Annotated in this window: 23 protein-coding genes; 4 read left to right on the top strand and 19 right to left on the bottom strand. The window is 51.4% G+C overall.

What is annotated here, in order from left to right:
• Window positions 1-19: 19 nt before the first annotated feature.
• Entirely contained in the window at window positions 20-535 is a 516-nt protein-coding gene (locus MKZ07_RS03715) for a VanZ family protein (RefSeq protein ID WP_036695074.1), read from the top strand.
• A gap of 29 nt (window positions 536-564) precedes the next feature.
• On the opposite strand, the gene MKZ07_RS03710 is transcribed toward MKZ07_RS03715, so the two are convergent.
• Complete coding sequence (locus tag MKZ07_RS03710) at window positions 565-1,581, bottom strand: hypothetical protein (RefSeq protein ID WP_341024563.1); 1,017 nt, start codon at window positions 1,579-1,581, stop codon at window positions 565-567.
• A 19-nt stretch (window positions 1,582-1,600) separates the two neighbouring features.
• Complete coding sequence (gene cysK / locus MKZ07_RS03705; RefSeq protein ID WP_341024562.1) at window positions 1,601-2,524, bottom strand: cysteine synthase A; 924 nt, start codon at window positions 2,522-2,524, stop codon at window positions 1,601-1,603.
• 184 nt (window positions 2,525-2,708) lie between these two features.
• Here cysK and MKZ07_RS03700 point away from each other — a divergent pair, with 184 nt between their 5' ends.
• Complete coding sequence (locus MKZ07_RS03700; RefSeq protein WP_341024560.1) at window positions 2,709-3,791, top strand: nucleotidyltransferase domain-containing protein; 1,083 nt, start codon at window positions 2,709-2,711, stop codon at window positions 3,789-3,791.
• A 55-nt stretch (window positions 3,792-3,846) separates the two neighbouring features.
• Here the strand turns inward: MKZ07_RS03700 and MKZ07_RS03695 are convergent, their stop codons facing one another.
• The 3 genes from MKZ07_RS03695 to MKZ07_RS03685 form a co-directional block, all read right to left on the bottom strand.
• Entirely contained in the window at window positions 3,847-5,550 is a 1,704-nt protein-coding gene (locus MKZ07_RS03695; RefSeq protein WP_051493485.1) for a methyl-accepting chemotaxis protein, read from the bottom strand.
• Between the two features lie 160 nt (window positions 5,551-5,710).
• Complete coding sequence (locus MKZ07_RS03690) at window positions 5,711-6,409, bottom strand: Crp/Fnr family transcriptional regulator (protein ID WP_036695078.1); 699 nt, start codon at window positions 6,407-6,409, stop codon at window positions 5,711-5,713.
• A 64-nt stretch (window positions 6,410-6,473) separates the two neighbouring features.
• Window positions 6,474-8,012, bottom strand: coding sequence for a DUF4153 domain-containing protein (locus tag MKZ07_RS03685; RefSeq protein WP_341024557.1), 1,539 nt, complete (start codon window positions 8,010-8,012; stop codon window positions 6,474-6,476).
• A gap of 123 nt (window positions 8,013-8,135) precedes the next feature.
• On the opposite strand from MKZ07_RS03685, the gene MKZ07_RS03680 reads away from it, so the two are divergent.
• The gene (locus MKZ07_RS03680) at window positions 8,136-9,812 is read left to right on the top strand and encodes an ABC transporter substrate-binding protein (RefSeq protein WP_341024556.1); all 1,677 of its coding nucleotides are present in this window, start codon (window positions 8,136-8,138) and stop codon (window positions 9,810-9,812) included.
• A gap of 66 nt (window positions 9,813-9,878) precedes the next feature.
• On the opposite strand, the gene MKZ07_RS03675 is transcribed toward MKZ07_RS03680, so the two are convergent.
• The 3 genes from MKZ07_RS03675 to MKZ07_RS03665 all read right to left on the bottom strand — a co-directional run bounded on the left by MKZ07_RS03675 (window position 9,879) and on the right by MKZ07_RS03665 (window position 12,379).
• Complete coding sequence (locus tag MKZ07_RS03675; RefSeq protein ID WP_076154616.1) at window positions 9,879-10,370, bottom strand: DinB family protein; 492 nt, start codon at window positions 10,368-10,370, stop codon at window positions 9,879-9,881.
• 70 nt (window positions 10,371-10,440) lie between these two features.
• Entirely contained in the window at window positions 10,441-11,505 is a 1,065-nt protein-coding gene (locus MKZ07_RS03670; RefSeq protein ID WP_341027878.1) for a DUF1835 domain-containing protein, read from the bottom strand.
• Window positions 11,506-11,548: 43 nt separating this feature from the next.
• Window positions 11,549-12,379 (bottom strand): copper amine oxidase N-terminal domain-containing protein, encoded by an 831-nt coding sequence (locus MKZ07_RS03665; protein WP_036695082.1) that lies wholly within the window; start codon window positions 12,377-12,379, stop codon window positions 11,549-11,551.
• Window positions 12,380-12,679: 300 nt separating this feature from the next.
• Between MKZ07_RS03665 and MKZ07_RS03660 the strand changes: the two genes are divergently transcribed.
• Window positions 12,680-13,585 carry an AraC family transcriptional regulator gene (locus MKZ07_RS03660; RefSeq protein ID WP_036695083.1) on the top strand — a complete coding sequence of 302 codons (906 nt, stop codon included), beginning with the start codon at window positions 12,680-12,682 and terminating at the stop codon, window positions 13,583-13,585.
• A 194-nt stretch (window positions 13,586-13,779) separates the two neighbouring features.
• On the opposite strand, the gene ltrA is transcribed toward MKZ07_RS03660, so the two are convergent.
• The 11 genes from ltrA to MKZ07_RS03605 form a co-directional block, all read right to left on the bottom strand.
• Window positions 13,780-15,072: a group II intron reverse transcriptase/maturase gene (gene ltrA / locus MKZ07_RS03655; protein WP_036694821.1), complete on the bottom strand. Its 1,293-nt coding sequence runs from the start codon at window positions 15,070-15,072 to the stop codon at window positions 13,780-13,782.
• Between the two features lie 618 nt (window positions 15,073-15,690).
• Window positions 15,691-16,875, bottom strand: a complete 1,185-nt coding sequence (locus MKZ07_RS03650; protein WP_341024553.1) for an MFS transporter — start codon at window positions 16,873-16,875, stop codon at window positions 15,691-15,693.
• 144 nt (window positions 16,876-17,019) lie between these two features.
• Window positions 17,020-17,322: an ArsR/SmtB family transcription factor gene (locus MKZ07_RS03645; RefSeq protein ID WP_036695142.1), complete on the bottom strand. Its 303-nt coding sequence runs from the start codon at window positions 17,320-17,322 to the stop codon at window positions 17,020-17,022.
• A 316-nt stretch (window positions 17,323-17,638) separates the two neighbouring features.
• Window positions 17,639-18,463, bottom strand: coding sequence for a carbohydrate ABC transporter permease (locus tag MKZ07_RS03640; RefSeq protein ID WP_076154612.1), 825 nt, complete (start codon window positions 18,461-18,463; stop codon window positions 17,639-17,641).
• Entirely contained in the window at window positions 18,456-19,352 is an 897-nt protein-coding gene (locus MKZ07_RS03635; protein WP_036695086.1) for a carbohydrate ABC transporter permease, read from the bottom strand. Before MKZ07_RS03635 ends, MKZ07_RS03640 begins: the two co-directional genes overlap by 8 nt.
• Before the next feature lie 204 nt (window positions 19,353-19,556).
• Complete coding sequence (locus MKZ07_RS03630; protein ID WP_341024550.1) at window positions 19,557-20,885, bottom strand: ABC transporter substrate-binding protein; 1,329 nt, start codon at window positions 20,883-20,885, stop codon at window positions 19,557-19,559.
• 195 nt (window positions 20,886-21,080) lie between these two features.
• Window positions 21,081-22,856 (bottom strand): cache domain-containing sensor histidine kinase, encoded by a 1,776-nt coding sequence (locus MKZ07_RS03625; RefSeq protein WP_036695088.1) that lies wholly within the window; start codon window positions 22,854-22,856, stop codon window positions 21,081-21,083.
• A 5-nt stretch (window positions 22,857-22,861) separates the two neighbouring features.
• Window positions 22,862-24,469 (bottom strand): response regulator transcription factor, encoded by a 1,608-nt coding sequence (locus MKZ07_RS03620; protein WP_036695089.1) that lies wholly within the window; start codon window positions 24,467-24,469, stop codon window positions 22,862-22,864.
• A 192-nt stretch (window positions 24,470-24,661) separates the two neighbouring features.
• Window positions 24,662-25,561, bottom strand: coding sequence for an alpha/beta fold hydrolase (locus MKZ07_RS03615; RefSeq protein ID WP_036695090.1), 900 nt, complete (start codon window positions 25,559-25,561; stop codon window positions 24,662-24,664).
• Between the two features lie 14 nt (window positions 25,562-25,575).
• Window positions 25,576-26,019, bottom strand: coding sequence for a GNAT family N-acetyltransferase (locus tag MKZ07_RS03610; protein ID WP_036695091.1), 444 nt, complete (start codon window positions 26,017-26,019; stop codon window positions 25,576-25,578).
• A 34-nt stretch (window positions 26,020-26,053) separates the two neighbouring features.
• A complete protein-coding gene (locus MKZ07_RS03605) occupies window positions 26,054-26,626 on the bottom strand; it encodes a histidine phosphatase family protein (protein WP_036695092.1) in 573 nt (190 codons plus the stop codon).
• Between the last annotated feature and the right edge of the window lie 3 nt (window positions 26,627-26,629).

Genomic DNA, 26,629 nt, shown 5'->3' with positions numbered 1-26,629 from the left:
CAGAAAGCGGTGATATAAAATGAATAAGGCACACAAGCAGACAAAGTACGGTTTACAGGTACTGTTTACCGTCTACGTGTATATTTTGTTTAAAATTATTTTGTTCAAATTCGGTTCGATGAATCTCCCGTTTCTATGGCAGCAGCTTCAGCACAGCCCGGACCATATTGCCGCCAGTCTGCAACGCGCAAATCTGGTCCCGCTGGCCACCTTAACCAATACCTATCACCATATCAGCACAAGCACCGTCGTTAATTTTCTGGGGAATATCGCCTTATTCATTCCTTATGGCATCTTCCTGGTGCTGCTCAACCCGAATGGAAAAGGCAGCGGCTCCTTCACCGGTGTCCTGCTGTGGTCCTTCGCGTTAAGCGCCGTGCTGGAATGCTCGCAAGCCGTATTCTATATTGGAACGTTTGATGTGGATGACCTTCTTCTAAATACATTCGGCGGGGTGCTGGGATATATGCTGATCCGGCCTATCCTGACGATCTATACGACAGGCAGACAAGGCTCCTCCGTCACCCAGAAGTGACGGGGAGCCTTACTGTCCGTTCGCCCTGCTCACAAGGGAGAGGTATAGCGGCCATATTCGATCGCAAGCTCTGTGAAGCCATTGCCTGCCTGCTTCAGGAAAAAGCTGTTCACACCCTCCGCTCCCCACCAGTTCAGCCCAAGCAGTAGCCCCTCTGCTGTATGTGCCGCGAACAGCAGGGAGAACATCTGCGGGTTCACCTCTCCGCCGTCATCGACACGCCAGACTGAATATTCATTATCCGTAATCTCCGCAGGATAGTCCTTGAAGCTGAGCTTCCCGTCTTCCTCCAGCACCAGGCTAAATAGCATATCCTTATCTTGTCTTACGAACTGCACCAGATAGAGCTGTCTGTCCGGTCCCAGCCCGGCCAGCTTCCAGGCGGCCTGGATCTTCCGCCCTTTGACGGCTGCTATACTCTTACGAAGCGGATCACCGGCTGCAAGCTGCGGGCCTGCCGGGTCGGCGGGCTGAAGCTCCAGCAACGCTGCCTGCGGAAAGACCGCAGAATCAACCAGAACATAGGTCTCATCCCGCATCGCTGCGTCACCCTCTACCTTGAACAGATAACCGGACATATTCGGAATATTATTCGCCAGCTCCCGTCCGTTGTTGTTATCGTTGCCCGTCTGCCATTTCTCCAGCTTCACAGCCAGCACCTGACCTCCGTTCCCGATGGCAGTGTTCAGGGACTTCAACTGCTCTCCGGCTCCCTCCTCTTCCCTGGTGACGATAATATGACTCCCGGTCTCACTAGCGAATCCGAAGACTGGCTGCAGCTTGGCAGGGTCAAGGAAGGTAGCCGGGGCTTGGGAGGCCGTAGCTGACGCTGATGCTGCCGGAACGGCACTTGGCTGGTTATCCGTCGGCTGTGCGGCTGGTGATGGACTGCCGTCAGACGGCCCTGCCGAAGCTGCTGCACTGCTGGTAGCATCATTGCTGTTCGTCCGGGCACACCCGGTCAGACTAGAGGCTATCGCTGCTGTAAGAATAAGACTTCCGGCCGCTCTTACCCCGTACCGGAAACTGCGCTTCGCTTGATTCATAGCGGTCCTCCAATATGATTTAGTCAAAAATCCCCATGCTGAGGTAACGTTCCCCGGTATCCGGCGCGATACATAACACCCGCTTGCCCCGTCCCAGGCGCCGTGCCTCCTGCAAGGCCGTCCAGACTGCGGCTCCGCCGGAAGGTCCGATCAGAATTCCCTCAGTACGGGCCAGTTCTCTTACCATCTCCAAGGCATCCTCATCGGATACCTGCACAATCTCATCGTAGATGCCGGTATTCAGAATCGCCGGCACGAAGCCGGGGCTGGTTCCCACCAGCTTATGCGGCCCGGGCTGGCCGCCGGACAGCACCGGCGAACCCTGCGGCTCCACGACAACCACGCGCAGCTCCGGCAGTCGTGCGCGCAGCGCCTCCCCGGTTCCGGTAATAGTGCCGCCCGTCCCGGAAGTGGCAACGAAGACATCCAGCCGCCCTTCCATCTGTTCCAGAATTTCCGGCGCGGTGGTGGTGCGGTGAATATCCGGGTTCGCCTTATTCTCGAACTGCTGCGGAATGAAGCTGCCGGGGATCTCCCGTCCCAGCTCCACCGCCTTAGCAATCGCGCCGGGCATGCGCTCCGCCGCCGGAGTCAGCACCACTTCCGCCCCATAAGCCTTCAGGATATTGATCCGTTCCTTCGTCATATTATCCGGCATGATCAGGATAGCCTTATATCCCTTCGCTGCCGCGTTCATCGCCAGTCCAATTCCAGTATTTCCGCTGGTCGGCTCAATAATTGTCCCGCCCGGCTGCAGCCGCCCGTCCAGCTCCGCCTGGAGAATCAGATTATAGGCCGCCCGGTCCTTGACGCTGCCGCTGGGATTGAACATCTCCAGCTTCACATACAGCTCCGCATCCGCAGATCCCGTTACCCGGTTCAAGCGCACAACCGGCGTGCCGCCGATCAGCTCTGTAATATTGCTTACTACCCGATTCGTCATGGGTATGCCTCCTTTGTTTCTGCCTCGGTCTTCATGATTTAGCTTCTATTGTATCGCTAACCTGTATTGCTTGTCGATTTTGCATCAGGGAGAGAATGATCCTAACCGAAGTCGGTATACCCGGGGACTCCAGATCCTTTTACAATGAATACAACAACAAGCCACAACGCAGGAGGAATCAGCTATGAACGAAAGTACCAGGCAAGAACTATTATCCAAAAATGAAAAATTAATCAACATGGTGATCGAGCGGGCCAAACGGGATTTTCCGGAAGAGATTGCAGTGATCGGACTTACGGGCTCTTTCAGAACCGGGGATTTCCATGACAAAAGCGATCTCGATCTGATCATCATCAATAACAACAATGAAGGCTGGGACATCTCATCCTGCTTCATTCTCGGGGATGTCGGATATGATATCTACTGCACGCCTTGGGAGACCCGGATTGAAGATCAGGCGGCGCTTGAGAGTCCGATGATCTCCAGTCTGACCGATCTGCTGGTGCTCTACTGCGCGAAGCCGGAATATATGGAGAAGCTGAGAGCCTATCAGCAGCGGGCGCAGGATGCACTGGCGAAGCCTATTGGAAGCGAATGTCTGGAGCGGGCCAAGAAGTGGATTGATCTGGCGAAGCAGGAGTATGCGAATGCATATCTTCATGAGGAGATCGGGGCAGTCAGGCTGGCATCAGCCGAAATGGTGTATAATCTGGTGAACGCTTTGTCGCAAATGAATAATACGTATTTTCAGAGAGGGCTGAAGCGTTATCTGGAGGAGGTGAAGTCCTTCCGGCATCTTCCGGGGGATTTCGAGACGAACTACTGGAATGTGATCCGAGCAAAAAATGTGGATGAGATCAGAAACACTTCCCGTTTCCTGCTGAATAGCATCCTTGAGCTTCACAAAGCGCTGCATCAGCAATATGTGGAACAGCCTGTGCCCACCTATGATAATCTAAAGGGAACCTATGAGGAATTATGGTGCAACTACCGTAACAAGGTGATTTCCAGCGTTGAAAGTAAGGATGCCTCTTACGCCTTTTACGCCGCTATGGGAGCGCAGGGTCTGCTGGATGAGATGACCGAGTCGCGGGGAACGCGGAAGTTCAAACTTATGCAGTATTTTGATGTGGACTATCTGGACCTGTTCAAGGACCGGTTCCTCCTGGCAATGGACGACTATCTGGAGGAATATCACCGGGTCGGACGGCAGCTTCAGCGTTACGATACTTTGGAAGAGCTGTACCGGGAATATATGAAAAAGTAGCGAAAAAGCAAGACGAAGCCCCCTCCCTCTCGTTCAGGGTAGGGGCTTCGTCTAATTATACATTAAAACGTGCTACCAAACCTTGCAGCCCTTGCGCCAGCATGCTAAGTGCACTGGCAGAAGAGGCGATCTGTTCCACTGAAGCCATCTGCTCTTGCGATGCGGCGGATACTTGCTGTGTACTTGCCGCGGTGGTCTCCGAGATATGCGTAACGGTGCGGATGGAATCTACAATCTCCTCCGTCGCTGCCGTGATTTCTTCTACCGCACCGGATACCTCCTGGACCTGTCCCGCCAGTGAATCAATCGAATGGCGGATGGCATTGAAAGACTGCCCTGCCTCTTCTATGATCTTGGTTCCGCCCATTACTTCGTTCATGCTGTTCTTCATCACCTTCACTGCATGATCAGCATCGGCCTGGATTCCAGTCGCCATTTCGGCAATCTGATTGGCGGAATCTGCGGACTGTTCGGCCAGTCTGCGCACTTGATCGGCTACAACAGCAAATCCTCTGCCGTGCTCTCCGGCCCGGGCCGCTTCAATGGTTGCATTCAGTGCCAGCATATTCGTCTCCGAGGCAATCCCCTTGATCACCCCTACAATGCTGCTTATATCCTGTGAACGATTCACGAAGCCCATAACCTTTTGCGATAATGACTGAATGGATTCGTTAATCGATTCCATCTGCCGGACGGCAGATTGCAGAGACAGATCCCCGGCCACCGCATAATCTGAAGAATGCATAGAAGCTTCCGAGATATCCTGTACACTGGCAGCAATCTGTTGAATCCCGTCCGACATTTCAATAATGGTGTTCATGTTGGTCTGCAGATCATTCATCTGCATGCCCGCGCCGCTTGCGACCTCACCCATAATTCCGGCGATCTTCTCGGTAGTATCGGCGGTCGCTCCGCTATCCGAGGTCAGCTTCACTGAAGAAGCCGCCAGACCGTTCGCCGACAGCTTCACCTGGGTGATCATTGCTGCCAGATTATCGGTCATTGTATTGAAATTCCGGGCCAGCTCACCGATCTCATCCTTCGTCTGCACACTAAGCTTGCGGGTTAAGTCGGCATCGCCGCCCACAATCTCCTGGAGCTGCCTGTTCACATCGTTCACCGGCTTCAGAATCCTTGCCGACAATACGAATGCGATCAGCAGAGCCAGCACCACGGATAAGCCTGTCACCCCCATGCTGGTAAACATCGAGGAGCTGCGGTGGGTAGCCGCCTGGCTCTGTTCCTTCATAATTTCATCATGCAGCATCGTCTCGAACACCAGCTGGGAATCGATAATAGTCGTAAGGGAGAGGCTTGTGAACGACTTCTGCGCTTGCGGGAAATCCCCTTCCTTAGCCAAGGCAAAAGCCTTCTTCAGCACCGTCAGATAATTGTCCCACTCCCCCTCCAGCTTCTGAATTCCTGCAAGCTCCGCTTGATTCAGGCCGGCGCCCTTAAGCTCTTCAACTGCGGCTGTAATCTCCGGGATCTTGGCTTCATAGGCGGTCAGATTGGCAGTTCTCTCCTCAGTGGTATTACTCATCACATACCTTGCGGCCAGGCCGTCCGCCGTCCGGATCTCATCGGTTAATTTCTGTACCATCGAGAGCTTGCTGTAATTACGGTTGATCTGATCTGTAAGCATGGTCACCTTACCCTGAAATATAGTACTGCCGGTTATTGCGAGAATGAACACGAGAATAACAGCGGCGAAACCAAACATGATTTTGGCCCGGATTCCTCTAAGTCTGCTCGACATGATAACTACCTCCACTCGATATGTAAGCTCTACTATGTAATCTCTACGTATCGTACATCACAATACTTAAATAAATCTGAAATGCACTGATCACACGAAAAACCCCCATCCCTGCCAAGGCAGAAATAGAGGTTCTCTGAATGACTTCCTATCATCCGGTTCAATCGTACAAATTCCCGTTCGCAAGCCTTGCCAGCCGCTCCTCATCCCGAACAATCAATCGGCCGTTCCTGCGTTCAATAATTCCGTCTTCAATCAGGCGGCGCACCACCCGGTTGAGATGCCGGTAACTGGTGCCAAGCAGATCGGCGGTCTCTGTCAGTGTGGAGGTACGAATCTCTTCTACGCGCTGGGCGCCGGTGTTGTCCGCGAACAGCGACATCAGGTAGCTGGCGAACCGGTTCTCTACCGGATAGAGCACATTCATGGCTGAGGTCTGGCCGAGCGTGTACATTTTGTGGCTCAACTCTCCTACCAGGAAGCGCAACAGCGCAGTATTGTCTTCAATCTCCCGGAGCAGCAGCTTCCTTCCGGCGACAAGCAGCAGGCTGTCCCCTACAGAGACGACCTCATTCTTGACCGGATACTGGCGCAGCAGCTCCACATCCCCGATTACCGACATCGGCCGGGCGAACCGGACCAGCATGGACTTGCCGTTAGGCAGCAGCGTATGAATCTTCAGCTTGCCTTGCATCAGGAAAAACATATGCTCCAGCCGGTCGCCCACTGAGCAGACGGCCTCCCCGCCGCTGTAACGCCGAAGCTCCATCTGGGCAATCGCGCTGCTGCTGAACATGGCTGTGAGTCCATTCTGCTCGGTAAGGCTTCGAACCGCCTCCGGATTTATAATCGATTGCATGAGCTTCTTCTCTCCTTGTGTCATTTCTGCTGAAATTACTGTATCACAAGTCAAAGCCCGGAAGCTATTTGTACACTACCTCTCCTGCAAAATATTCCGCAAGCACTCTACGCTCCCGGTGATTCGCCAGATTGAACGAAGGCCAGCTCTGCTTAGGCTGAGTACGTTCAGACAGTCTGCTGCGCAGCGCCTCGTCCAGAATCCCCTTTTCCTGCTTGCTGAACCTGATCAGCTCTGGAACCACATCTGCGGAGAGTCCGGCCAGATAACCGGCATCCAGTGTGCCGCTTGCTTCATAACGCTGGATATTCTGCTGGGCAATGATATGATCCATTCCTATATAGTTCATCAGCACGTAGGAGATCAGGCCGAGCACGATGTAACATTTGAGAAGCGGGAAGGGTTCCCGGCTAATCCGCACGGCTGCCAGCACCAGCAGCAATCCGAGGAAGATCATGAAGGCGTGCACCAGGAACCGGATGTAGGTATAACCGTAAGCCTCTTCATACAGAGTCAGCCGCGAGTACGCAGAATACAGCATGACCATGGAGCATAACACCAGAATGTACAGCAGGAGCTGAATTACCCGCTTCAGAATGCCGCCCGCTTTACGCACAGCCAGTAAGGACAGCAGCAAGATCGCGAAGTTAATGGATGTGACCAGAATCAACTCCAGAAAACCGCTCCGCGCATAGTCCGCATACGTACTGTTCTCCGGCAGAATCCCGTCCCAGGCGCCGAACAGATACGAGAACTGGACACTAACAAACAGCATGTACACTGCATTGATTGCAGTCAGTACAGTAGTGATAATGACGGGGTCATCAAGACCAATACCCTCGTCCCCTGCTTCAGCTGCTACCAGCTTCTGTCCCATCGAATCAAACTCACTGGCCAGTGGAGTGCGGATATAGGATTTACTCAGTACAAACCCCCAGACGAAGCCGAACATGCCTAGCCCGAGCAGCAGAACCCACAAGCCCCGGAAGATCCAGTCCCCCAGCGAAATATTGTCAAAAATCCTTGGGAGCGCTGCCAGCAGCTGACTGAATACTCCGTCCGCCGTAGAGAGCAGCGAGATCACGATCAGCAACAGCGGCACGGAAATCAGCAGGCCAATCAGCACCCGCATCAATACCTGCTTGCGTTCATTCGGTATCCCGCCTTTGCCCCGGCGCAGCAGTCTCAGTCCCGTCGCCCAGTTGCGCAGACTTTGCGGGAACAGATGCTCCAGGGCCGCGCCGATCAGTGCGATTCCGCTCCAAGCGGGCTTGCGGTAACTAAGCATATACGTCATATGTAATAGAATCAGCACCGGAATAACAACGATATTAAGCGCAAAGAAAAACCAGTTGCCGAACAGCATATAGGTTAGGGACAACAAAAAAATAGAAGCCATCCAAACATAGCTGAACCAGGTCTGCTTGCGAAGCCGCTCCTTGGCGAAATAGAGCATAAAGGCGTAGAACAATGTGACAAAAATCGGGTAAGAGATCCCCGGCATTTTGCCGTAGAACAGGTACTGATGCACAATCGCAAGCAGAAATGCGGCTAATAAGGCTACACGCCCAAGCCCCGGTTTGGATACCATTTGTTCATCCATGGTAAATTCCCCTATCTTTTTACTGTCATATCCTGATTCTAGCTGATAAAATAAGAAGAAAAAGAGAAATATAATATTATTAATTTCCTATTTTAATGTTGAGGCAGGAGGAGAATATCCCAGATGAAGCTGCACAGTCAATTCCTGAAGCTGCATTCGCAGCATGGAGGTCCGGCTGAGATCTCCATCACCCTGGACGAGCTGGCCTTGACCCTTGGCTGCACCCACCGCAATGCATTGCATGTGATCCGCAAAATGGCCGATCTCGGCTGGATCACCTGGACCCCCAGCCGGGGACGGGGACGGCGCTCCAAGCTGGTATTCCTAGCGGCAGCCGAGGACATTGCCCTGGAATCCATGAAGCAGGCCATAAGCAGCAAGGATATCAGCAGTGCGCTGGAGGGCATCCGCGGACATGCCCGAACTTCATCGCTGCAGGACACGCTGCAAGGCTGGCTGCTCGCTTACTTCGGGCATCATGCCGAGGTGCACAGCGACAAGCGGATCGATACGCTGCGGCTGCCGGTCACCCAGCAGCTCCATACCTTCGATCCGCTCTATATGAATTTGCTGGCGGAGTCGTTTGTCTCCAGCCATGTTTTTGACGGGCTGGTCGGCCGCAGCGGTGAACGCGGCAAGGTGATCCCCGGCCTGGCCCATGCCTGGGAGACAGACGGGAGCCGGACGGCCTGGACTTTTCATCTGCGCAAGGAGGTCTTGTTCCATCACGGTAAGGTACTGACCGCGGAGGATGTTGTCTACTCGTTCGAACGGATGATGTCCACCTCGCAGCGCATGCTGTACAGTTATATTGTCAAGGAGATTCAGGAGGTCCAAGCCTTGAATGCCTCTACCGTCCGCATTCTGCTGAAGAACCCGAATGAGCTCTTCCTTCCCTTCCTCTGCACCAGCCGGGCGGCGATTGTGCCACGCGATCTGGAGTCCATCGGAGAGAATCTGTTTGGACGCAGACCGGCGGGCACCGGTCCGTTCAAGGTCGTGGAGATGAATGAAGACACCTGTGTGCTGGAAGTGTTCCCGTATTACTTCCAGGGGCGGGCCCATCTGGACCGTGTGGAGATTATCTATGTCCCGTGGAGCCTTGACCGGGAGCCCTCAGAGACCGGCTCTGCCTTCCATGTCATCCCTAATCCGTCCACAGCGGGCGCAGACTCTCTAAGCAGAATTCATTCCGAGTCCTATGTCCGCAAATTCGTAACCTGCAACACGAAGAAAAAGGGACCGCTAAGCGATCCCCTTCTCCGTGCCGAGCTGCTATCCTGTCTGCAGGAAACTCCGAGAGTGCCCTTCCGGCATTTCGCAGCGCCTCCGGCTGAAGTCTTGCAGATTGCCACGATCCCGCAGTATGCCGGGGATGCCGAATACATCGCCGCAAGGCTAACGCAGCATGGATATTCCTGCAAGGTGTTATCCGTGTCGCCGGAGGAATTCAAAGGCCCGATCCGCCTGAAGTCCGACCTGATCGTCTTCTCGCTGCTCCGCGACCAGGATGAGCAGCTCCGGCTGTACGATCTGTATCTGACCCTCTCGCAGCACATCGAACCGCGCAGCCGTGCGGGCATTGAGGGCAGGCTGCGCCAGATCTCGCGGGAGTCTGACGCCGCCGTCCGGGCGGAAGGCTTCCGGTTGATTGAGGATACTCTAACCCGTGACCACCAGCTGCATATTCTGTACGAACGGCCTGCCGAGACTGCCTATCTGCCCTCCGTACGCGGGGTGACCTTCAACAGCCAGGGCTGGGTCGATCTGCGCCATCTGTGGTTTCCGCCGGAGCTGTAGCTATAGAGTAGAAGGTCGGGGGAGGCTGACTACACCGCCAGACTATAACAAGACCGGCAGCCCCCTTTATTCTCTGCCGGGTAAATACGTAGCCAGACCTCTGCGCACCAGATTAGGGGAGACTGGCTTACGGTCGAGTTCCCTTGACCAGATGGAGAGCTGGCCGATGTGATGAATCTCATGCGCGGCAACATGGCGCATGACTTCGCCCCATCTATGCTGGGTAACCTGCCCATCCGGCCCATCCTCACTTAGAATCCTCCGTTCCAATTCCTCATTCCAGGCCACTACGAAGGACTCCACCTCCGGCCGGAAGCGTGCGTCTACCTCTCTGATTCTCTGCAGAGTGTTGTACTCCGTGAAGTCTAAACGGATATCCGGCTTACCTTCCATATCCCGGACCCAGCTTAATTCCACATCCACAATATGCACTAGCGTCTGCAGGATTCCGCCCACTCCGCCAATCCGTGTCTTCACCAGTTCTTCTTCCGGCAGCTCCTCGCACCATTGATACCATTCCTCGCGGACCTGCCAGTTATAGCGAAATAAAGTTTGCATGGTTGGCCTTCCCCTCCGCTTCTTTTGCTTTTTGTTAAATTCTCTAGTGCTTCTTATATACCTTTATATCTTACCCTTTCTTACGCCGGATGCTATAGAATCTCATCGCAGTGGGAACACCCTTGATCTCCAGCACACCGCTGTAGATCAGCTCCCTCACCCTGTGCTCGAAATAAGCATCACCGATATACTGCTCACAGTATCCGATCGCCTCTCCGACCAGCCGGGCTGATTTCAGGAATCCATCATTCCCTGGCGGCGGCTCCAGCGAGTCCAGCTTCTCCAGCAGATAGCTGTCGTAGTAATCAGCGGGCACTTCCAGCAAGGCATCCTCCCGCCAGATTCGCAGCACGCCGGATTGCCCGGAAATCGTCAGCCAACCCTGAGATAACCGCGCAATATCCGTAGCAGTCAGCCTGCTGCCCCCATCGATCCGCAGAAGCGCTTCCCTAAGCTTGTCTGACGGAATCTCACCGGAATGACAGTAGTTTATAAAAGCATGTGGCTGGTTGAACAACTTCTCACAGATGGCCCCGGCATCAAGCACTATAATCTCATTCTGTCTGTTCCCCAGCAGATGGACCGCAAGACGCTGCCCCGCCTGCTCGGATGCATTACTCCCGGTCCAGATTACAATTTGGGCCTGCTCAGAAATCTGCTCCAGGTTGTCCAGCAGCTCAGTATACTCTCTTTCACATTCATCAGAGACCGTAAAATATTCATGGATATGCTGGCGGAACCAATCGCTGCGCAGTTTCCTTCCCACTGGTGTATCCAACTGATCCAGCGGACCTATAGCATAATTCTCCCGCAGAATAATCAGCTTATGGGTATCCGTCCAGCCAAACTCTTTGAGCACCTGCTTCATGCTGCCCCCGAAGGAGTCGCCGCAGAGGATGTGGACATGGGTGCTGTCAGGAGCCGGGTCCCAGAAGGCACGCTGTGCCGGAAGACTCATCAATGATGAGTACTGTTCAATCAATTCGGCAACCGGCTCCGCCATATGCTCCTCCAGCGGTCTCTCCAGCTGCCCGTACTGCTCCTTCAACTCACCTATCCCCGCCAGAATCTGCGTCAAGTATGACTTGACTTCCTCATCCCTGAGCGTACTTACAGCCTTTTGGATCGCCAGCATGTCCTTCACCGGATTCACCTCTGATTCAAAATCGAAATTGAAATTAATTCTCGGAGCGGTCGAGCAGGCGCCCTTTTACAAGTAAATAAGCAGGAGTACTCGGTGTTTCGGTTTTAACGGTAACCTCAATTGTTCCATCCTTACGGACAGCCGGTCTTTCCCGCTTCTGCGCCGGCAACTGAATCAATTGATCATCATACAGTATATACGCTGCTACATCCGCCGCCCCTTCAGGAACATCCTTACCTGTTATATTCTTCGACTTTACCGTGAAGCTGCCTTTTACAGGGTCAAAGGTGTAAGAAATGGGCCGGAACGCATCGTCGCTAATAATCGTCCCCGGTGGGGAAGTGAAGGGGCCCTTCTCAATGTCCTCTATAGAATACTTGATGATATCCGTCTGCATCAAGGTTTCACCCGTCAGCGTGTAGAGCTGATTCGCCTGATCCCATTTGCTCACAATGCCCAGACGTCCTGCGAGCACACTGACCGGAATGAACATCGAATTCTGCTCCATCACCGGAACCGTGTCCATCGACCCGGCAACCCCGTTAACCGAAACAGATTTAGAACCAATTGTGAACTTAACCGTTACACTATCCTTTTCGATGGCAGCCGTTCTAGCTTTGGCATCATAGCTAACCTTCGCCCCCATCAGCTCGCTGATTGAGCGAAGCGGGATCATCGTCCGGTAGTTGGCATCCACATATGGCGCCTTCGGTGCTGTATAGAGCACATAATAATCGTTGATTTTCAGCAGTGCAGGATATTTCTTAGCCGCCGCCTCTACCTTCCCCGGATTCACCCCCGTCAACATAGCGAAGCTCAATCCCGCAGCCAGTAAGGCTGTCAACACTTTTTTACCTGTCTTCATCCCAGACATCCTCTCTTTTCCTCTATTTCATATAATTTTATTATCTTTCTTATTACTCCAAATCCCCGCCTCAGTTGCGCCTCTCTACTAAAATCTAACAAACCGCCCAGGGATGCATTGTCATTTTTGTGACATACCTTTCTCTGCCTGAACACGTAAAAGCAGTTTGAATACCAACTTGATATATTTATAATAATAGAGAAGTTAATGCAAAGGATGACCACCTGACAATATGCTGCATGGATAATCAGGCTACGATTACAACCCGATGATATGCTTGTTACGAAAGGAGGAATTGCGGTGGAGTGGCTGGAGCGAATGAATCGGGCGATCAGCTATATTGAAGACAACCTGGAACAAGACATTGATTACGATCAAATCGCTAAAATTGCCTTATGTTCGGTTTACCAGTTTCAACGTATGTTTTCATTCGTACTTGAAGTCCCGTTATCCGAATATATCAGGCGCAGAAGACTGACGCTGGCTGCATTTGATCTAAAGGACAGAAAGAACACTGTGATGGAGATAGCCTTGAAGTACAGATATGAATCACCGGAAGCCTTCTCCCGGGCGTTTCACAATTTGCATGGAATGACGCCTACATTAGCGCGCAATGCCGGAAGTGAGTTAAGAGCCTATCCCCGCATCTCCTTTCAAATCATCTTAAAGGGAGTGACCGGAATGAATTACCGGATGGAGAAACGGGATGCTTTTCAAGTGTATGGGCTGGAGGATATCTACCACTACGACAATATTACGAATGAAGCGGGCGTAACGATCCCGGAGGTTTGGCAAAATATCTGCAAGAATGGAGAATTGGAACGTTTAGCCCAGTCAGTAAGCGGGGCTTGGAGAGACGAAGGCAATTTCAGCAAGGAACTTGGAGCGGTCTTTGCATTCGATGCCTATACATTCACAAGCAACTCGACCTTCCCTTATCTAATCGGGTGCTACAAAGCGCCGGGCAGCCAAGTGAACGGATACACTGTGGTTGATGTTCCCGAAGCTACGTGGGTCGTTTTCTCAACACTCCATGATGGGAACGGCAGCGGCAAGTATGATTTGCGGTCTTTGAAGAATCGTATTTTCTCTGAATGGCTGCAAACCTCAACTTATACGATTCTAGATGGCGGTAATTTCGAGATGTATGGTACAAGCGCAGATGGCTATGAATATTGTGAACTATGGTATAGAGTCGGGGAATAGGACAAGTGGAAACGGCTTTGCTGTCCTTTTATAGGACGGTACCGTTTCGGCGAGAAATAGAAGGATAATTTATAGCGTGAAACATATAAATTCTAGAGTAAAGGGCTGGTGCAACCCAGCCCCTCCTCATCAAACCGTACGTGAGGTTTTCCCTCATACGGCTTTCCGATGTTTGTCATTCATCGGCATGCAGATTACAATAGCGTTTTTAGTCCATATTGGATGGTCAAATATCTAACTTCTGACCGGGATCTCATCCATCTTCCTCGTTGTCTCTTCTTCGCATACCACCGGGTAAATCGTTGCAGAATATACCAATCCAGTTTTGCTAACCTCTTTTGGCTGTACTTTGTGTAATAGTAGTTTCTCCATCCTTGAATCTTGGGATTGAGCCATTCCACGTGTTCCGCAAACGATTTCGAACGCATGCTGGGCGGTGCTAATCTTTCTTTAACCACGCCTCGAATTCGTTCCTCCGCCTTCTTCGTTAGCCACTGCTGCGTGGTGTAATACACCTTGCCTTGGGATGTTTCTGCCTTCTTTTTCCGGTGGTGCATTCCTAAGAAGTCGAATCCTTCGTCTCCTGTCCATAAGCCGACAATACGGGTTTTGGTTGGGTGTAGCGTCAGCTCCAGACGTTCCATGATTCTGCGTATGAGTTCATACGCATGTCCGGCGTCCTTTTTAGTTTTACAGACCACCACAAGATCGTCTGCATACCTCGTGAGTTCACCTACTCCTTTCCCGTGTTTTTCCCACAGTCGGTCAAAATAGTTCAGATAGATGTTCGCCAAAAGTGGTGAGATCACTCCACCTTGTGGTGTGCCTAAATCGGAACGTCTTACGTTTCCTTCTTCCATGACTCCCGCCTGAAGCCACTTCCGGATTAACTTCAGGATTCGTCTGTCATTGATACGCATTTGTACCAATTTCATCAGTTTCTCCTGGTTAATATTGTCGAAGTAACCTTGGATGTCGACGTCGACTACCCAATTTCCTTTGCGGTTGCAGGCTTTCCGGATTCGATCCAGTGCTCCTTTCGCACTTCGCTTCGGGCGAAATCCGAAGGATACTTCTTCGAAATCCGCTTCGAAGATCGGTTCAATGACGAGTTTGGTTGCCATCTGCACCACTCGGTCGCGCACGCTGGGTATGCCCAGCGGTCTTGGTTTCCCGTCTTTCTTTGGGATATAGTGCCGCCGTACGGGCTGTGGGTGGTAGTTACCATCCTTTAATGCTCGCTCGCAGTCTTTGAGAAATTGCACTTCTCCTTGTTTCTCAATATCCGCGAGCGTCACCGTATCTACTCCGGCAGCCCCCTTGTTCGCTTTCACCCGTTTCCAGGCTTCACTCAGCACATCCCAGCGGTAGACTTTGTCGTACAGTGCATGGAATTTACGCTTGTTGTTCTCCTTGGCCGCATGACCTAGCTTTTCTTGGAGTTCTTGAACTTTTTCCTTAGGTGTCGTTAGCCTACTGGCATTCACTCACTCGTACCTCCTCCAAAAGCATAAACAAAGCAGGGCTCCTTCTCTCCCTAAGGTTATGTTGTCCTTAGGTTCCTCGGTACTATGAGCCCCTCGGACTCCCTTCCCACAGACGGTTCATTTCATCTTTTGGACTTATAGAGCGTCTTTTTACGGGTTTCTAAAAAAAAAATCCTCCCGTGTGGGGGAGGGTCTCCCCAGTTCACTATGTCTTCTTTCCTTCCATGCCGATCCCCATACGCCGGAGGATTCTTCACTGCCGTTCCAAGTTCTCTGCAGCTTCCATGGTCTTCACCCATATAAGCGAGGTTCGACTTCCTCTCTTCCCCCTTGCGGGGCCTTTATGACGACGCGGCAGGATTCACTTCATGTTACGGCCTGGCGGGTTGCTCGCCCTGTCTCTGACCGGACTTTTGTCGATGCGCTTCTACGCACGGATTTCGCCGTACGCAGGCATCCTAGCTACACGGGGGCTTGGCCCCTCCCGTGACCGGACTTTCACCGGTTAGAAGATACGCGCTTTCTGGGCACGCCTTATATTTTGAAAAAAGCGGTGCCCGGAAAAAACCGGCCACCGCTTTTTTGTCACCAGATGTATTTGTGCAAGGTTAGCAACATTCACTGGTTTTGAACTAGATGTTGAACATTCATCTCTGATTTAGAATTCATTCTATATAAAATGAGCGTAGCGATTATAGCAATTCCAACCCCAACAGCACCAATCCATGTAACAGATGCAAGCGAGACTGCTTCAATAGCTACTCCGCCTATACCGGCACCTGCTGCCATAGCAAGCTGCATCATAGACTGATTAAGGCCAAGCATAATACCTGAGGCTTCGGGTTCAATTGTCGTTAAATGATATTGCTGCGTCGGACCAGAGGACCATGCGGAGAAGGACCACAACAATAGCACAACCATTACACCAATGAGTATATTCGTTACTAAAGACAATAGAATCAGCATTACAATATGGAGTATCAACCCGCTGAATAAGGTTCGGTTAACCCCCCACCGGTCCGTGCTGAAGCCACCGATTTTGGAGCCTATCATACTAGCTATTCCGAATATAAGCAAAGCACCGCTGAGATATTTATCACTTATGCCCGATACTTCAAGCAGATACGGTGAAAGATACGTATATGCTACCGAATATCCACCAAGCCAAAAGAAGGTAATCGAGAGTCCCAAGGCGACCTTAGGCTTTTGTAGCAAACGTAATTGTTGCCGTATTGGAATAGGTTCATCTCCCTTCACACGCGGAATGGCGAAAGAAAGTATAATCATTGCGATAATCCCTAAAAGGGCGATTCCCCCGAACACAGATTTCCAGCCAAGCGTATCCGCTGCAATGCGCCCAAGAGGTACGCCAATGATTAATGATGCAGTAAAGCCCATTACGACCGTTGCAATAGCGCTTGCTTGTTTACCCTCTGGGGCAATTTTCGCGGCAATGTTTAAGGCGGTAACAACCACTACCCCTGCGCCTATGGCCATAATGATGCGGGCAACTACAAACAATCCATACCCGGGCAAAAGAACGGCGAGAATGTTAGATACCACAAACAAACCTAGACCCATCATGATTAATTTCCGTCTATCTATACCTGCGGTTACAGCCATAAGAATTGGAGTGAATATAGCGTAGACTAGCGAAAAAATCGTAATTAATTGCCCGGCTGCAGCAACTGAAACACCAAGTGAAATGGACACCTTATCTAGAATGCCAGACAGAATATACTCGGACGTCCCTACCAAAAAACTAACAATGGCTAAAATATACACTTTCCAGCTTACAGACATAGAATGATACAACTCCTTTGAATATTTTTAAATATACAATTCGTGATTTGTCGATATGATATATAAAAAGAGATATCGCGAAATGTCGAATCATAGTGCTGAGAAAAAGCTGAATTCTGTGTACAGAACTCAGTTTCATCTCTCTTACATGTCAGTCATCGTATACTGAGCTAACTGCCGTATGGCTTCTTCGTCTCTCTGATAATACGTAAATTTGCCTATACGCTTTGTGGTGATCAGCCCTGCCCGCTGCAAGATCGTAAGATATTGAGAGGCCGTTGACTGAGTCATGTTCAGCTTGTCGGTTATTTGACTTACACAAACCCCAATTTCCTCCATATCCACTCCTTCGTGGGGTTTAAAATGAACGTATGGCTCTTTGAGCCATTGTAAGATCTGTAACCTGGATTCATTCGATAAAGCTTTAAATACATCAATTGGATTCATAATTTTTATTATATCGATGATTTGCGATATGTCAATACGGAAGGCATATTGGTTTTCCTTATATTTATCTCGCATCGATAAAATTAGAGGGCTTTCCCACCTGCTTCCCCCCACAGTAAGTGAACTTGAGCTTCCCCTATTTGGGAGGAGTGGCGGAGGGGATGTTTGGAACTGTAGGAGCGATAGCGTCCGCCTTTGTCTCCGGATTTCAACCGCTGGAAGCGGCTTGAATCAAGAAATTTGGAGACAACAGCGGCCGAAAGTCCAAACGATCCCCGGAGCCACGACTATTCCCAATATAGAGAGTAACTCTAGTTCACTTCACCGACCCGATCATCCCAGCCACAAACTGCTTCTGCATCACGAAGAATACCAGCGCAGTAGGAATCGTGCCGATTACAATCGCGATCATAATCATCCCATAGTCCGGGGCGTAGCCCGAGCCGAGAGTGGAGATGAGCAGCGGCATGGTCTTGGTCTGCGGCGTCTGCAATACGATCAGCGGCCAGAGATAGTTATTCCAGCTCGACATGAACGTAATGATCGCCCCAGCGGCGTAAGTCGTCTTCATAGTCGGCAGGTAGATGCGCAGGAAGATGCCCAGCTCGCTAAGCCCATCCATCCGGCCGGCCTCCAGCAGCTCCTTCGGGAACATTTTCGTGCTCTGGCGGAAAAAGAAGATCAGGAATGCGGTAGTCACGGTAGGCAGAATGACCGAGGTCATCGTATCAATGCCCATCCATGGGAAGACGTTCGAGATCTGGCCGAACATCCGGTACAGCGGGATCATCAGCGCGGCGAACGGAATCATCATCGACAGCAGCAGAATGTTGAATACGATATCCTTCGAGCGGCTGCGGAAGACCTCAAAGCCGTAGCCGGCCAGCGAAGCAATCAGCAGCGCCAGCAGCGTGGTGGTTATGGAGATTTTCGCTGAATTCATCAGGGATACCTGCAGGTCCGTGGTGTCCAGCAGCTTGCGCAGATTCTCCATTAGATGGGTACCCGGCAGCAGCCGCCCGCGGGTGACATCCACCGACTGGTTCGTCGAGCTGACAACCATCCACAGGAATGGAAAGATAGAGACAATGGCCGCGATGCTCAGGAACAGATACATGAAGAAACGTTTACTTTTAGCCATTTTTTTCACCTGCCACTTTGAACTGGATGACCGACAGCAGCGCGATCATAATGACGATCGAATACGATACGGTGGCTGCATAGCCGAAGTCTGCTGCATATTTGAACGACAAATTGTAGATGTACTGGGAGATCGTCTGGGTCGCGTTGCCCGGGCCGCCCTTCGTAATATTCATGACCTCGTCGAACAATTGCAGCGTCCCGATGGTTGAGGTAATGGAGGTGAACAGGATGATCGGCTTCAGCAGCGGGACCGTAATTCCGAAGAACTGGCGGGTAGACGATGCTCCGTCAATTTTGGCGGCCTCGTAGATGGAGTGATCGATATTTTGCAGGGCCGACAGGTAAAAAATCATATTGTAACCCGTCCAGCGCCAAGTGATCGCTATGATAATGGTGATTTTGGCCCAGAACGGATCGGTGATCCATTCAATCGGGGCACTGACCAGATGGAGCTTCAGCAGCATCGTATTCACCAGGCCATTGCCGGAGAACAAATACTTGAATACTACAGAATACGCAACCAGTGAAGTGACACAGGGCAGGAAGATCGCCGTCCGGAAAAACCCCTTGAATCTCAGCTTGCTGTCATTCAGCAGCACCGAGATAAACAGCGCAAGGATGATCATCAGCGGCACTTGAACCAGCAGATAGATGAAGGTGTTCTTAACCGATACAATAAATGTCTTGTCAGACAGAAGCCGTGAATAGTTATCGAAGCCGGTAAACGTAAGATTGCTGCCCGTTCCCGTCTGGAACGACAGAATAAGTGCCTGAAGCATCGGGTAGAAATAGAAGACGAAGATCAGAATGACCGCAAGCAGGACGAAGGACCATCCGGTCAAAACGCTTTTGGTGCGGAATCTTAGTTTGGAATTTGTTTGATGCACAGCTGCCCAGTCCTTTCCTTATCATACAAGTGGAAACGGCGTTGCCGTCCTTTTAAGGACGGTACCGTTTCAGCGAGAAATAGAAGGATAATTTATCATGTGAAACATATCAATTCTTATATTTAAAATAAACCCCGGACGCCGCCCGCCTCCTGAACTCCCGGAAGCTGCAGGCCACGCCCAAGGTCACTGTATGAGAGTTAACTATTTAATCTGTGACTCGGCCTGGGCCTGGGCATCGCTCAGCACGCTGTCAATATCCTTGCCGTTCAGATAATTCTGCATCTCTACAATCAGAATGTCTTCAATCGCATACGTGTTGATTCCGTAATTGACGCTTGGGATCTGCTCCGTCCAGGCGGCGAAATCCGATACAATCTTCTGGCCGCTGAAGAATTCATTGGCCTGGCTGTAAGCCTCTCCGCCCGCAGCCGCTTTGAAGGTGCCAATGACACCGATGTCCGTGAGCAGCTTCTGGTACATTTCAACATTCGAGCCGAAGGTCTTCGCCATGAAGTCTGCTGCCGTCTCCTTACCATCCACGTTCATGACATACCAGGAGCTTCCGCCCAGGTTCGAGGCATGAACAGATTTGTTCACAGTAAGCTTCGGAAGCGGTGCGATGCCCCACTTGCCGGATTGTGACGCTTCAGCCGTAATCGATGGGGTGATCCAGTTGCCTGTCGGCACGGATGCTACATCGCCACTGTTCAGGGCGGCTACGAACTGGCTCCAGTCTGCATGCACCTTGGCTACGTTCGATTCCATCAACTCTTTATAGGTTTCAAAAGCTTCCTTAAGCGGTGCATTCCCCGCGATATTCGGCGTCTTGCCGTCTTCCTTCAGGTACCACTCGCCTGCGGATTGAATCATCACCCGGATCAGTCCGAGGTCGTTCGGGTCCAGCGTAATCAACGCCTTGCCGGTTTTCTCTTTCACAGCTTTGCCGATTTCAATATATTGCTTCCAGTCGATATCCTGCAGATCGGCCAGCTTGTAGCCTGCCTGCTCCAGATAGTCGGTTCTGAGATAGAGGCCGGTAACGCCGGAGTCAAAAGGAACTCCATACTGCTTGCCGTCCAGGCTGGTCGGTCCGCTTTTGTAATCCGCAAAGTCGGTGCCCTTGATTGAGCTGCTCAGATCGTAGAAGGAATCCTTGTACGATTGCAGGAAGCTCTGGGAACGGTAATCCTCAATCAGCACGATGTTCGGCAGACCCTTGGTGGTTCCGGAATTCAGCCCAGTGTTAAGCTTCTGGATGATATCTGCCTGTGCATATTCCACAATGTTAATTTTTACATCAGGGTTTGTCTTGGCATAATCTGCTTTGGCCACTTCCAGTGCGGCGATGTTGAATGCAGGGTCCCAAGCCCAAATTGTAATTTCCTTCGCCTGTGAAGGCTCTGTAGCTGCTGTATTCTCTGTCTTTCCTGTGTCCGCAGCCGTATTGCCGGAATTCTTGGACCCGGAGTTCGAACTGCAGGCCGTAAGCAGTAGCAGGCAAATCAGGACTAACGCAAAGCCTTTTTTCATTGGTAAGCCTCCCCTTTGATTGCGCTTTACTATATCTCGTTTGAATGTAAGCGCTTATTTATTACATAAGTAATCTTATCATCCGCTCCGGTGGACCCGTTAGAACTTACTTTATGGGGATTGGTCATTTTATCGCCTAATTGTAAGCGTTACCTTGATTGCTGTTTGTTCTTTTTTTAGAAAATGGTAATAATCTCACTTCTTCATCAGCGGCAGGCGGATTCGGATGGCAGTTCCCTCCCCCGGCGCACTCTTAATGGTGACTCCATACTCTTCGCCGTACATCAGCACCAGCCGGTCATGCACATTCCTAATACCGATTCCGGTGAACAGCTGGCGCTTCCCCGCCAGGCCGGACATAGGCAGATCAGCCGCTCCCATATCCATTCCGTCCCCGTTATCCACCACCTCACAGAGCAGAGATCCGGCATCCTGGGAGATAAGGATATGGATATATCCGCCGTTTTTGCGCGTAAACGCATGGAAGAAGGCATTCTCAATAAACGGCTGAATAATCAGCTTCGGCAGATGACAGTCCATACAATCCGGGGAGACGAAGAAATTCACCCTGATCCGTTCGCCGTACCGCACATGGTTGATGAACACATAGGATTTCAGATTCTCCAGCTCCTGTGTCACTGTGATGCTCTCGCTGACATTGCTCAGCGCATTCTGCAGCATCGAGATCAGGGCATGAATTGTATGCACCGCCTTCTCTTGACTGCCCTGCTGCACCAGGAAGTTGACCGAAGCCAGTGTATTGTACAGAAAATGCGGGTTAATCTGATGCTGCAAGGCCGCAATCTCGGCATTCCGCTGCTCCTTCTGCGTATCCACCAGCTTCTCGACATATTCATTCAGCTCGTCCAGCATATAGTTATAGGCATGCCCCAGCTCCTGAAATTCAAAGCTCCCTGTAACCGTAATGTAATTGTGGAAGTTACGCTCGGTGATTTTGGACATTTGCCGGGTAAGCAGCGTGAGCGACCGGGTCAGCCTTCTGAAGATCAAGAACACCACGATCAGGGCCACGGCCACGATAGCTGAGCAGAACAGCACCACCATTTTACCGTTGACCATCTGGCCGAGGGCCGTCTGCTTATCGATCAGGTTCACAATATAGAAATCATAAGACGGCAGATAATCCGCAATCAGGATTGTATCGGTGCCCTGGAAATCAATGTTCTGGTAAGCAAGCTGCTGCTCCTCAATCTCGCTGGCCACCTGTAATAGATCCCCCGCCTGCTGACCCATCAGATCACTACGGTTGCTTGACACTATCATACCCTGCTTATTGAGGATCAATACATCGTTCCCGGTACTGGCAAAGCTCCCGTAGAAGGAGCGGAAATCCCGTTCATGAATGGTAAAATACAGCGTCCCGTAAATATCGCCGGTCGTCCGGTCCATCAGCGCTTTGCTGCCTACGATCACCGCTTCCTTCTTTGGCGAATCCTGCACCGTCTCCTCATAGAACTGGTACATCAGCCGTTTCGGCTCAGCCAAAGTATTCCGTGTCAGCTCGTGCTGCTGCAGCTCCCGGTCACTCATTAGCAGATTATTCGTATTGGTGGAGTAGCTGCGGCCGTTTTTGCCCATGATTTTGATCCCGACCTGGTAGGCATCGAGAGTGGACTGAATCTTCTTCATCTGCGTGGTCATATTGTAATAGGTCCGCAGCATCCGCAGAGAGTCCGAGTCCTCCTCAGACAGGAAGGAGCGGATCGTGCCGCTTAGCTGGGCATTATTGGTAGCCGTAACGATCGAATAATGAAAAGCTTCAAAGCTTGCCTTAATCTGGCTGATCACCTTGGAATTCGTAATGCTAAAGGTATTCATGAACAACTTCTCCGACATGCGGACGGTCGTCCAGGAGGAAGCGATGGCTACAGCGATGATGCTGATCAGCATGACGATGAAGATTTTGATGAACAGGCTGTGAAATTTGAACCGCTCCCAGTATCTGCGCATACGCTCTACTCCTGCCCGTAATGCTGACGCCGGTAGCTGCTCGGGGACAAACCGTTGTATTTCTTGAACACTTTGCAAAAATAGCTGTGGTCTCCATATCCGACCATGCTGCTAATCTCTGCTATAGGGGCCTCTCCGGCCCGCAGCAGCTCTGCCGCCTTGCCCGTGCGGACCGTATTGAGATGCTCCTTGAAGCCCTCGTGATTGTAGGTCGTGAACAGGCTCGACAGATAGGAAGAGTTGAAATGAAAATGACGGGCCAGCTCCGTAAGGGTTAACGGCTCAGCATAGTGCTCCTCTATGTACTGAAGCAGCTTCGTCATATTGGCATTGCTGCCCGGTGCTGGTGCTGCAGATGAAGTCAGCTCTATGATCCGGCTCAGGTAATCATCCAGTATCTGCATGGCCTGCTCGGCAGTACCCGCTTCATCTATGGCCCGGAACAGGCTGTATTTCCCCTCCTCCAGCTCCCGCAGGTGGCTGAACTGGTTCGTAATATTGAAGATCATATTGCCCAGGAAGGACTTGAACTGATACACATCCCCGTCATTCTGGCGGCTGAGTGCATCTGCATGCTGATGCAGGTCACCGAAAGCTTCCGCCAGCTGCTGCCGCTTCAGCTGCTCTGTGAAGGAGGTGAGATTGAACTTGGGCAGCGCAGTCTCCTGATCTGGACGTTCCGGCTGGATTAGCAGGGTCTGCTCCGGCCGGAAGAACCGGCACTGCTGTAATCTCGAATTGCTCTCCTGCAGGATGGCCGCCAGCTCGCTGAGCGAACTGAATCTCCGGCTCAGCGACAGACGCAGCTCCATTTCTTGCCCGGCCAGTGTATCGGCCAACTGGTGTACAGCCTCCAGCAGCTGCGGCCAATGGGTTTCCTCCAGATTGATCAGCATGAACGTAGTGCCCGAAGGCTCTGCGCATGGAATAACGCACTGTTTCAGTCCGGCAACATGCTGGTTGAGTTCACCGGTGATAGAGCTGAAGATGGTGGAGTCATGGGCGTTGGTACTGCTGGTAGCGTGTAAGGTGCTACGGTTAATGGCTTCGCCGCCCGGTGCTGGTTGCACCGTTTCCCAGCCTAGCAGCGTGAAGCTGTTATGTGGAAGCTGCTGCTTCACATACGCTTCACTCTCCGGCGGCAGCCGGTAACCTGACACCATCCGGCCAAGCAGAGTATCCAGCGGCGATGCTTCTGCCTCCGTTTGTCCTCCGGCGGCACTCAGTCCCGGGATGCGGTCCCTGGTTTTTTTTAACACTTGCAATAAGGCCCCGGCTTCCAGCTTCGGCTTCAGTATATAATCCGCCACACCATGCTGGAACGTCGAGCGCACATAATGAAACTCGCTGAAGCTGCTTAACACAATGACCTCGGTGGCCGGATAATCGCGCTTCACTAGCCGGGTTAACTCCTCGCCATCCATCACCGGCATGACAATATCCGTAATGATGATATGCGGCTGCAGGGTCTGCAGCGAATTCAGCGCTTCCCGCCCGTTGGCCGCTTCACCCACGATCTGAAATCCTTCCTGTTCCCAATCCAGCACATATTTAATCCCTTGCCGGACCAGGATTTCATCGTCCACAATCAGCACCTTGCATATTGGATTCATGATTCTCCCCCGCCTTCTCTATTCTTAACCTCTGGCCCTAGCCACTATGAACGGATTATAAAGCGCTATCATGGAGATGGTCAAATTTAAATTCTGGGAGGAGCGGTGATGAAACCTGACACTTAGTGGAGAATTGAATTGTAACAACAAAAAAAGCTAGAACCTGTGTGTCCCAGCTTTGGAAATAGCTTATTAATGATGGGGCCGCAGCATCTGCACTATTGCATCGATAATAACCTGCGGTTTCTCAATATGTATGTTATGCCCGCTGCCCCGTGCTTCAACCAGCTGGCTGTTAGTTGAGGTATGCTTCAGCTCATTTGCCACTTCCCACAGCTTCTCTCTTATGGTCCGCTTCGTATCTTCCGAAGTCCCCGGATAGAAGTCATTGACTATTTCCGATTTGATAACGGTCAATGGAATATCGGTTTGCTTCAGTTCCCTCACCTGCTCATAGCCGGGCTGAACATTAGCGAACTCGCTGTGCATGGCCGCTATAGTCTTTTTTTGAAAGGATAATCTCCATAACAGCGCTTGCGTCTGCTTCGAAAAAGGCTTAATGGCAGCAGAGAAACCGGGGAAGCTTCTCAATGCGGACAAGACCTTTAACAACCCGGTTCTGGACAGCAAATTCATAGCCCGATAGAACCTCACCGCCATAAGCTGCCCCTTCACATGCTCTTCCGGAAACCGCGCTGTAACTTCATCCTCATGCATCGAATCTACTAGCACCACTCCCGCCACTAGCCCCGGATATCTCCCGGCAAACAGCCTTACATTTAATCCGCCATAGGAATGACCGACCATTAGATAAGGACCTTTCGTTCCAGATTGCTGCAACAGCTCATACAGCTCAGTTACGCACTGCTCATTGGTACGCGGGAACGGTCCTGGCTCACTCCAGCCATAGCCCGCACGATCATATACGATAACTTGGGTGACCTTAGCAACCTCAGGAGCAACAAGCGACCAGAACAACGCGGAAGAACCACAGCCATGCTCCAACACTACTGGAGGCAAGCCTTTGTCTTCACCCATAATACTGTGATACAACTTATGATTTCCTACACTTGTAAGTTTCCCTTGAATCATATGTTTCCCCCACCCTAATGCGAGCTGAGATGCTTGCGGTACCCCTCGACCTTCTCCTCTCTATACCCCATCGTCTCATAGAAAATATGCGCTTCCTTCCGCTTCTCTCCCGACACGAAAATGATATAGTAGCAGTCCCGTTCATGCGCAATATCTTCGATCGCAGTCATCAGCTTCTTGCCAAGCCCCTGCCGCCGTGCGCGCGAAGATACGACCACATTCTCAATGACCATGAACGGGCGGCAATCCCCCACCAAGTCCTGACAGACGATTCCCATCAAAGAGCCTAGCAACTCCCCGTCCACAAAAGCACCCAGCAGCACATACCGCTCATCCTCCCGGATTGTCCGAAAGGCATTCTCCAGCTTCACCGGGTCCGCCCGTCCGCCCATTAATTCATTGTAGAGTGTGTTTAATGCTTCCAGTGATGCGATTTCGATTTGTTCGATGGTTACCATGGCAGGTTGCCTCCGCTCTCATATTGTAGTGGAACTATTCCTTCATTTCATACATAAATAATTGACCATTACGCGGATAAAGCATCCGGTCAGCCTCGTAGCCCCTGCGCCGGAGCCTGCGGTCTAGAACCTTCATGAACGCACCATGACTGACAATTAGGACACAGCCTTCTTGCGCAGCCGCCTCATTATCAACAAGCAGAGAATCAATTACTCTATCCGCTCGCCGCAGAACAGCGGCTTGGCTCTCAGGTTGAGAAGAATGACCTACCGACCAGAACAAACGTCCAAGTATAAGCCAAAAAGATACAGGCAGACGTAGTCTGCTAAGCCTAATTCTCCCGAGCCGCAGTGCCGTCACGCTAATCTCCCTTAACAGCTCTGTATATACAAATCTCTGAGCCTCAAAATAACTTGCCGTATGTACCGCCCTCGCCTGATCACTACACAGACAGAGGGTCCAGCGCTGCCCGCCAAGCTCATGCTCAGGAGCCTGAATAGGTGCTAATTCATACTCTTGGAGCCACTGGTTGAATTCTTCCCCTGTCAGCCAAGTCCGCTGCGGTTTCAGGTCTACTTTGAAATGTCTAATCAATCCCAGCTTCAATCT

The sequence above is a fragment of the Paenibacillus sp. FSL P4-0338 genome (genome assembly GCF_038002365.1).
In the GTDB taxonomy this organism is placed as follows: Bacteria; Bacillota; Bacilli; order Paenibacillales; family Paenibacillaceae; genus Paenibacillus_AQ.
Note: the sequence above shows the minus strand (reverse complement) of the source record. Positions and strands in the feature narration are given on the sequence as shown.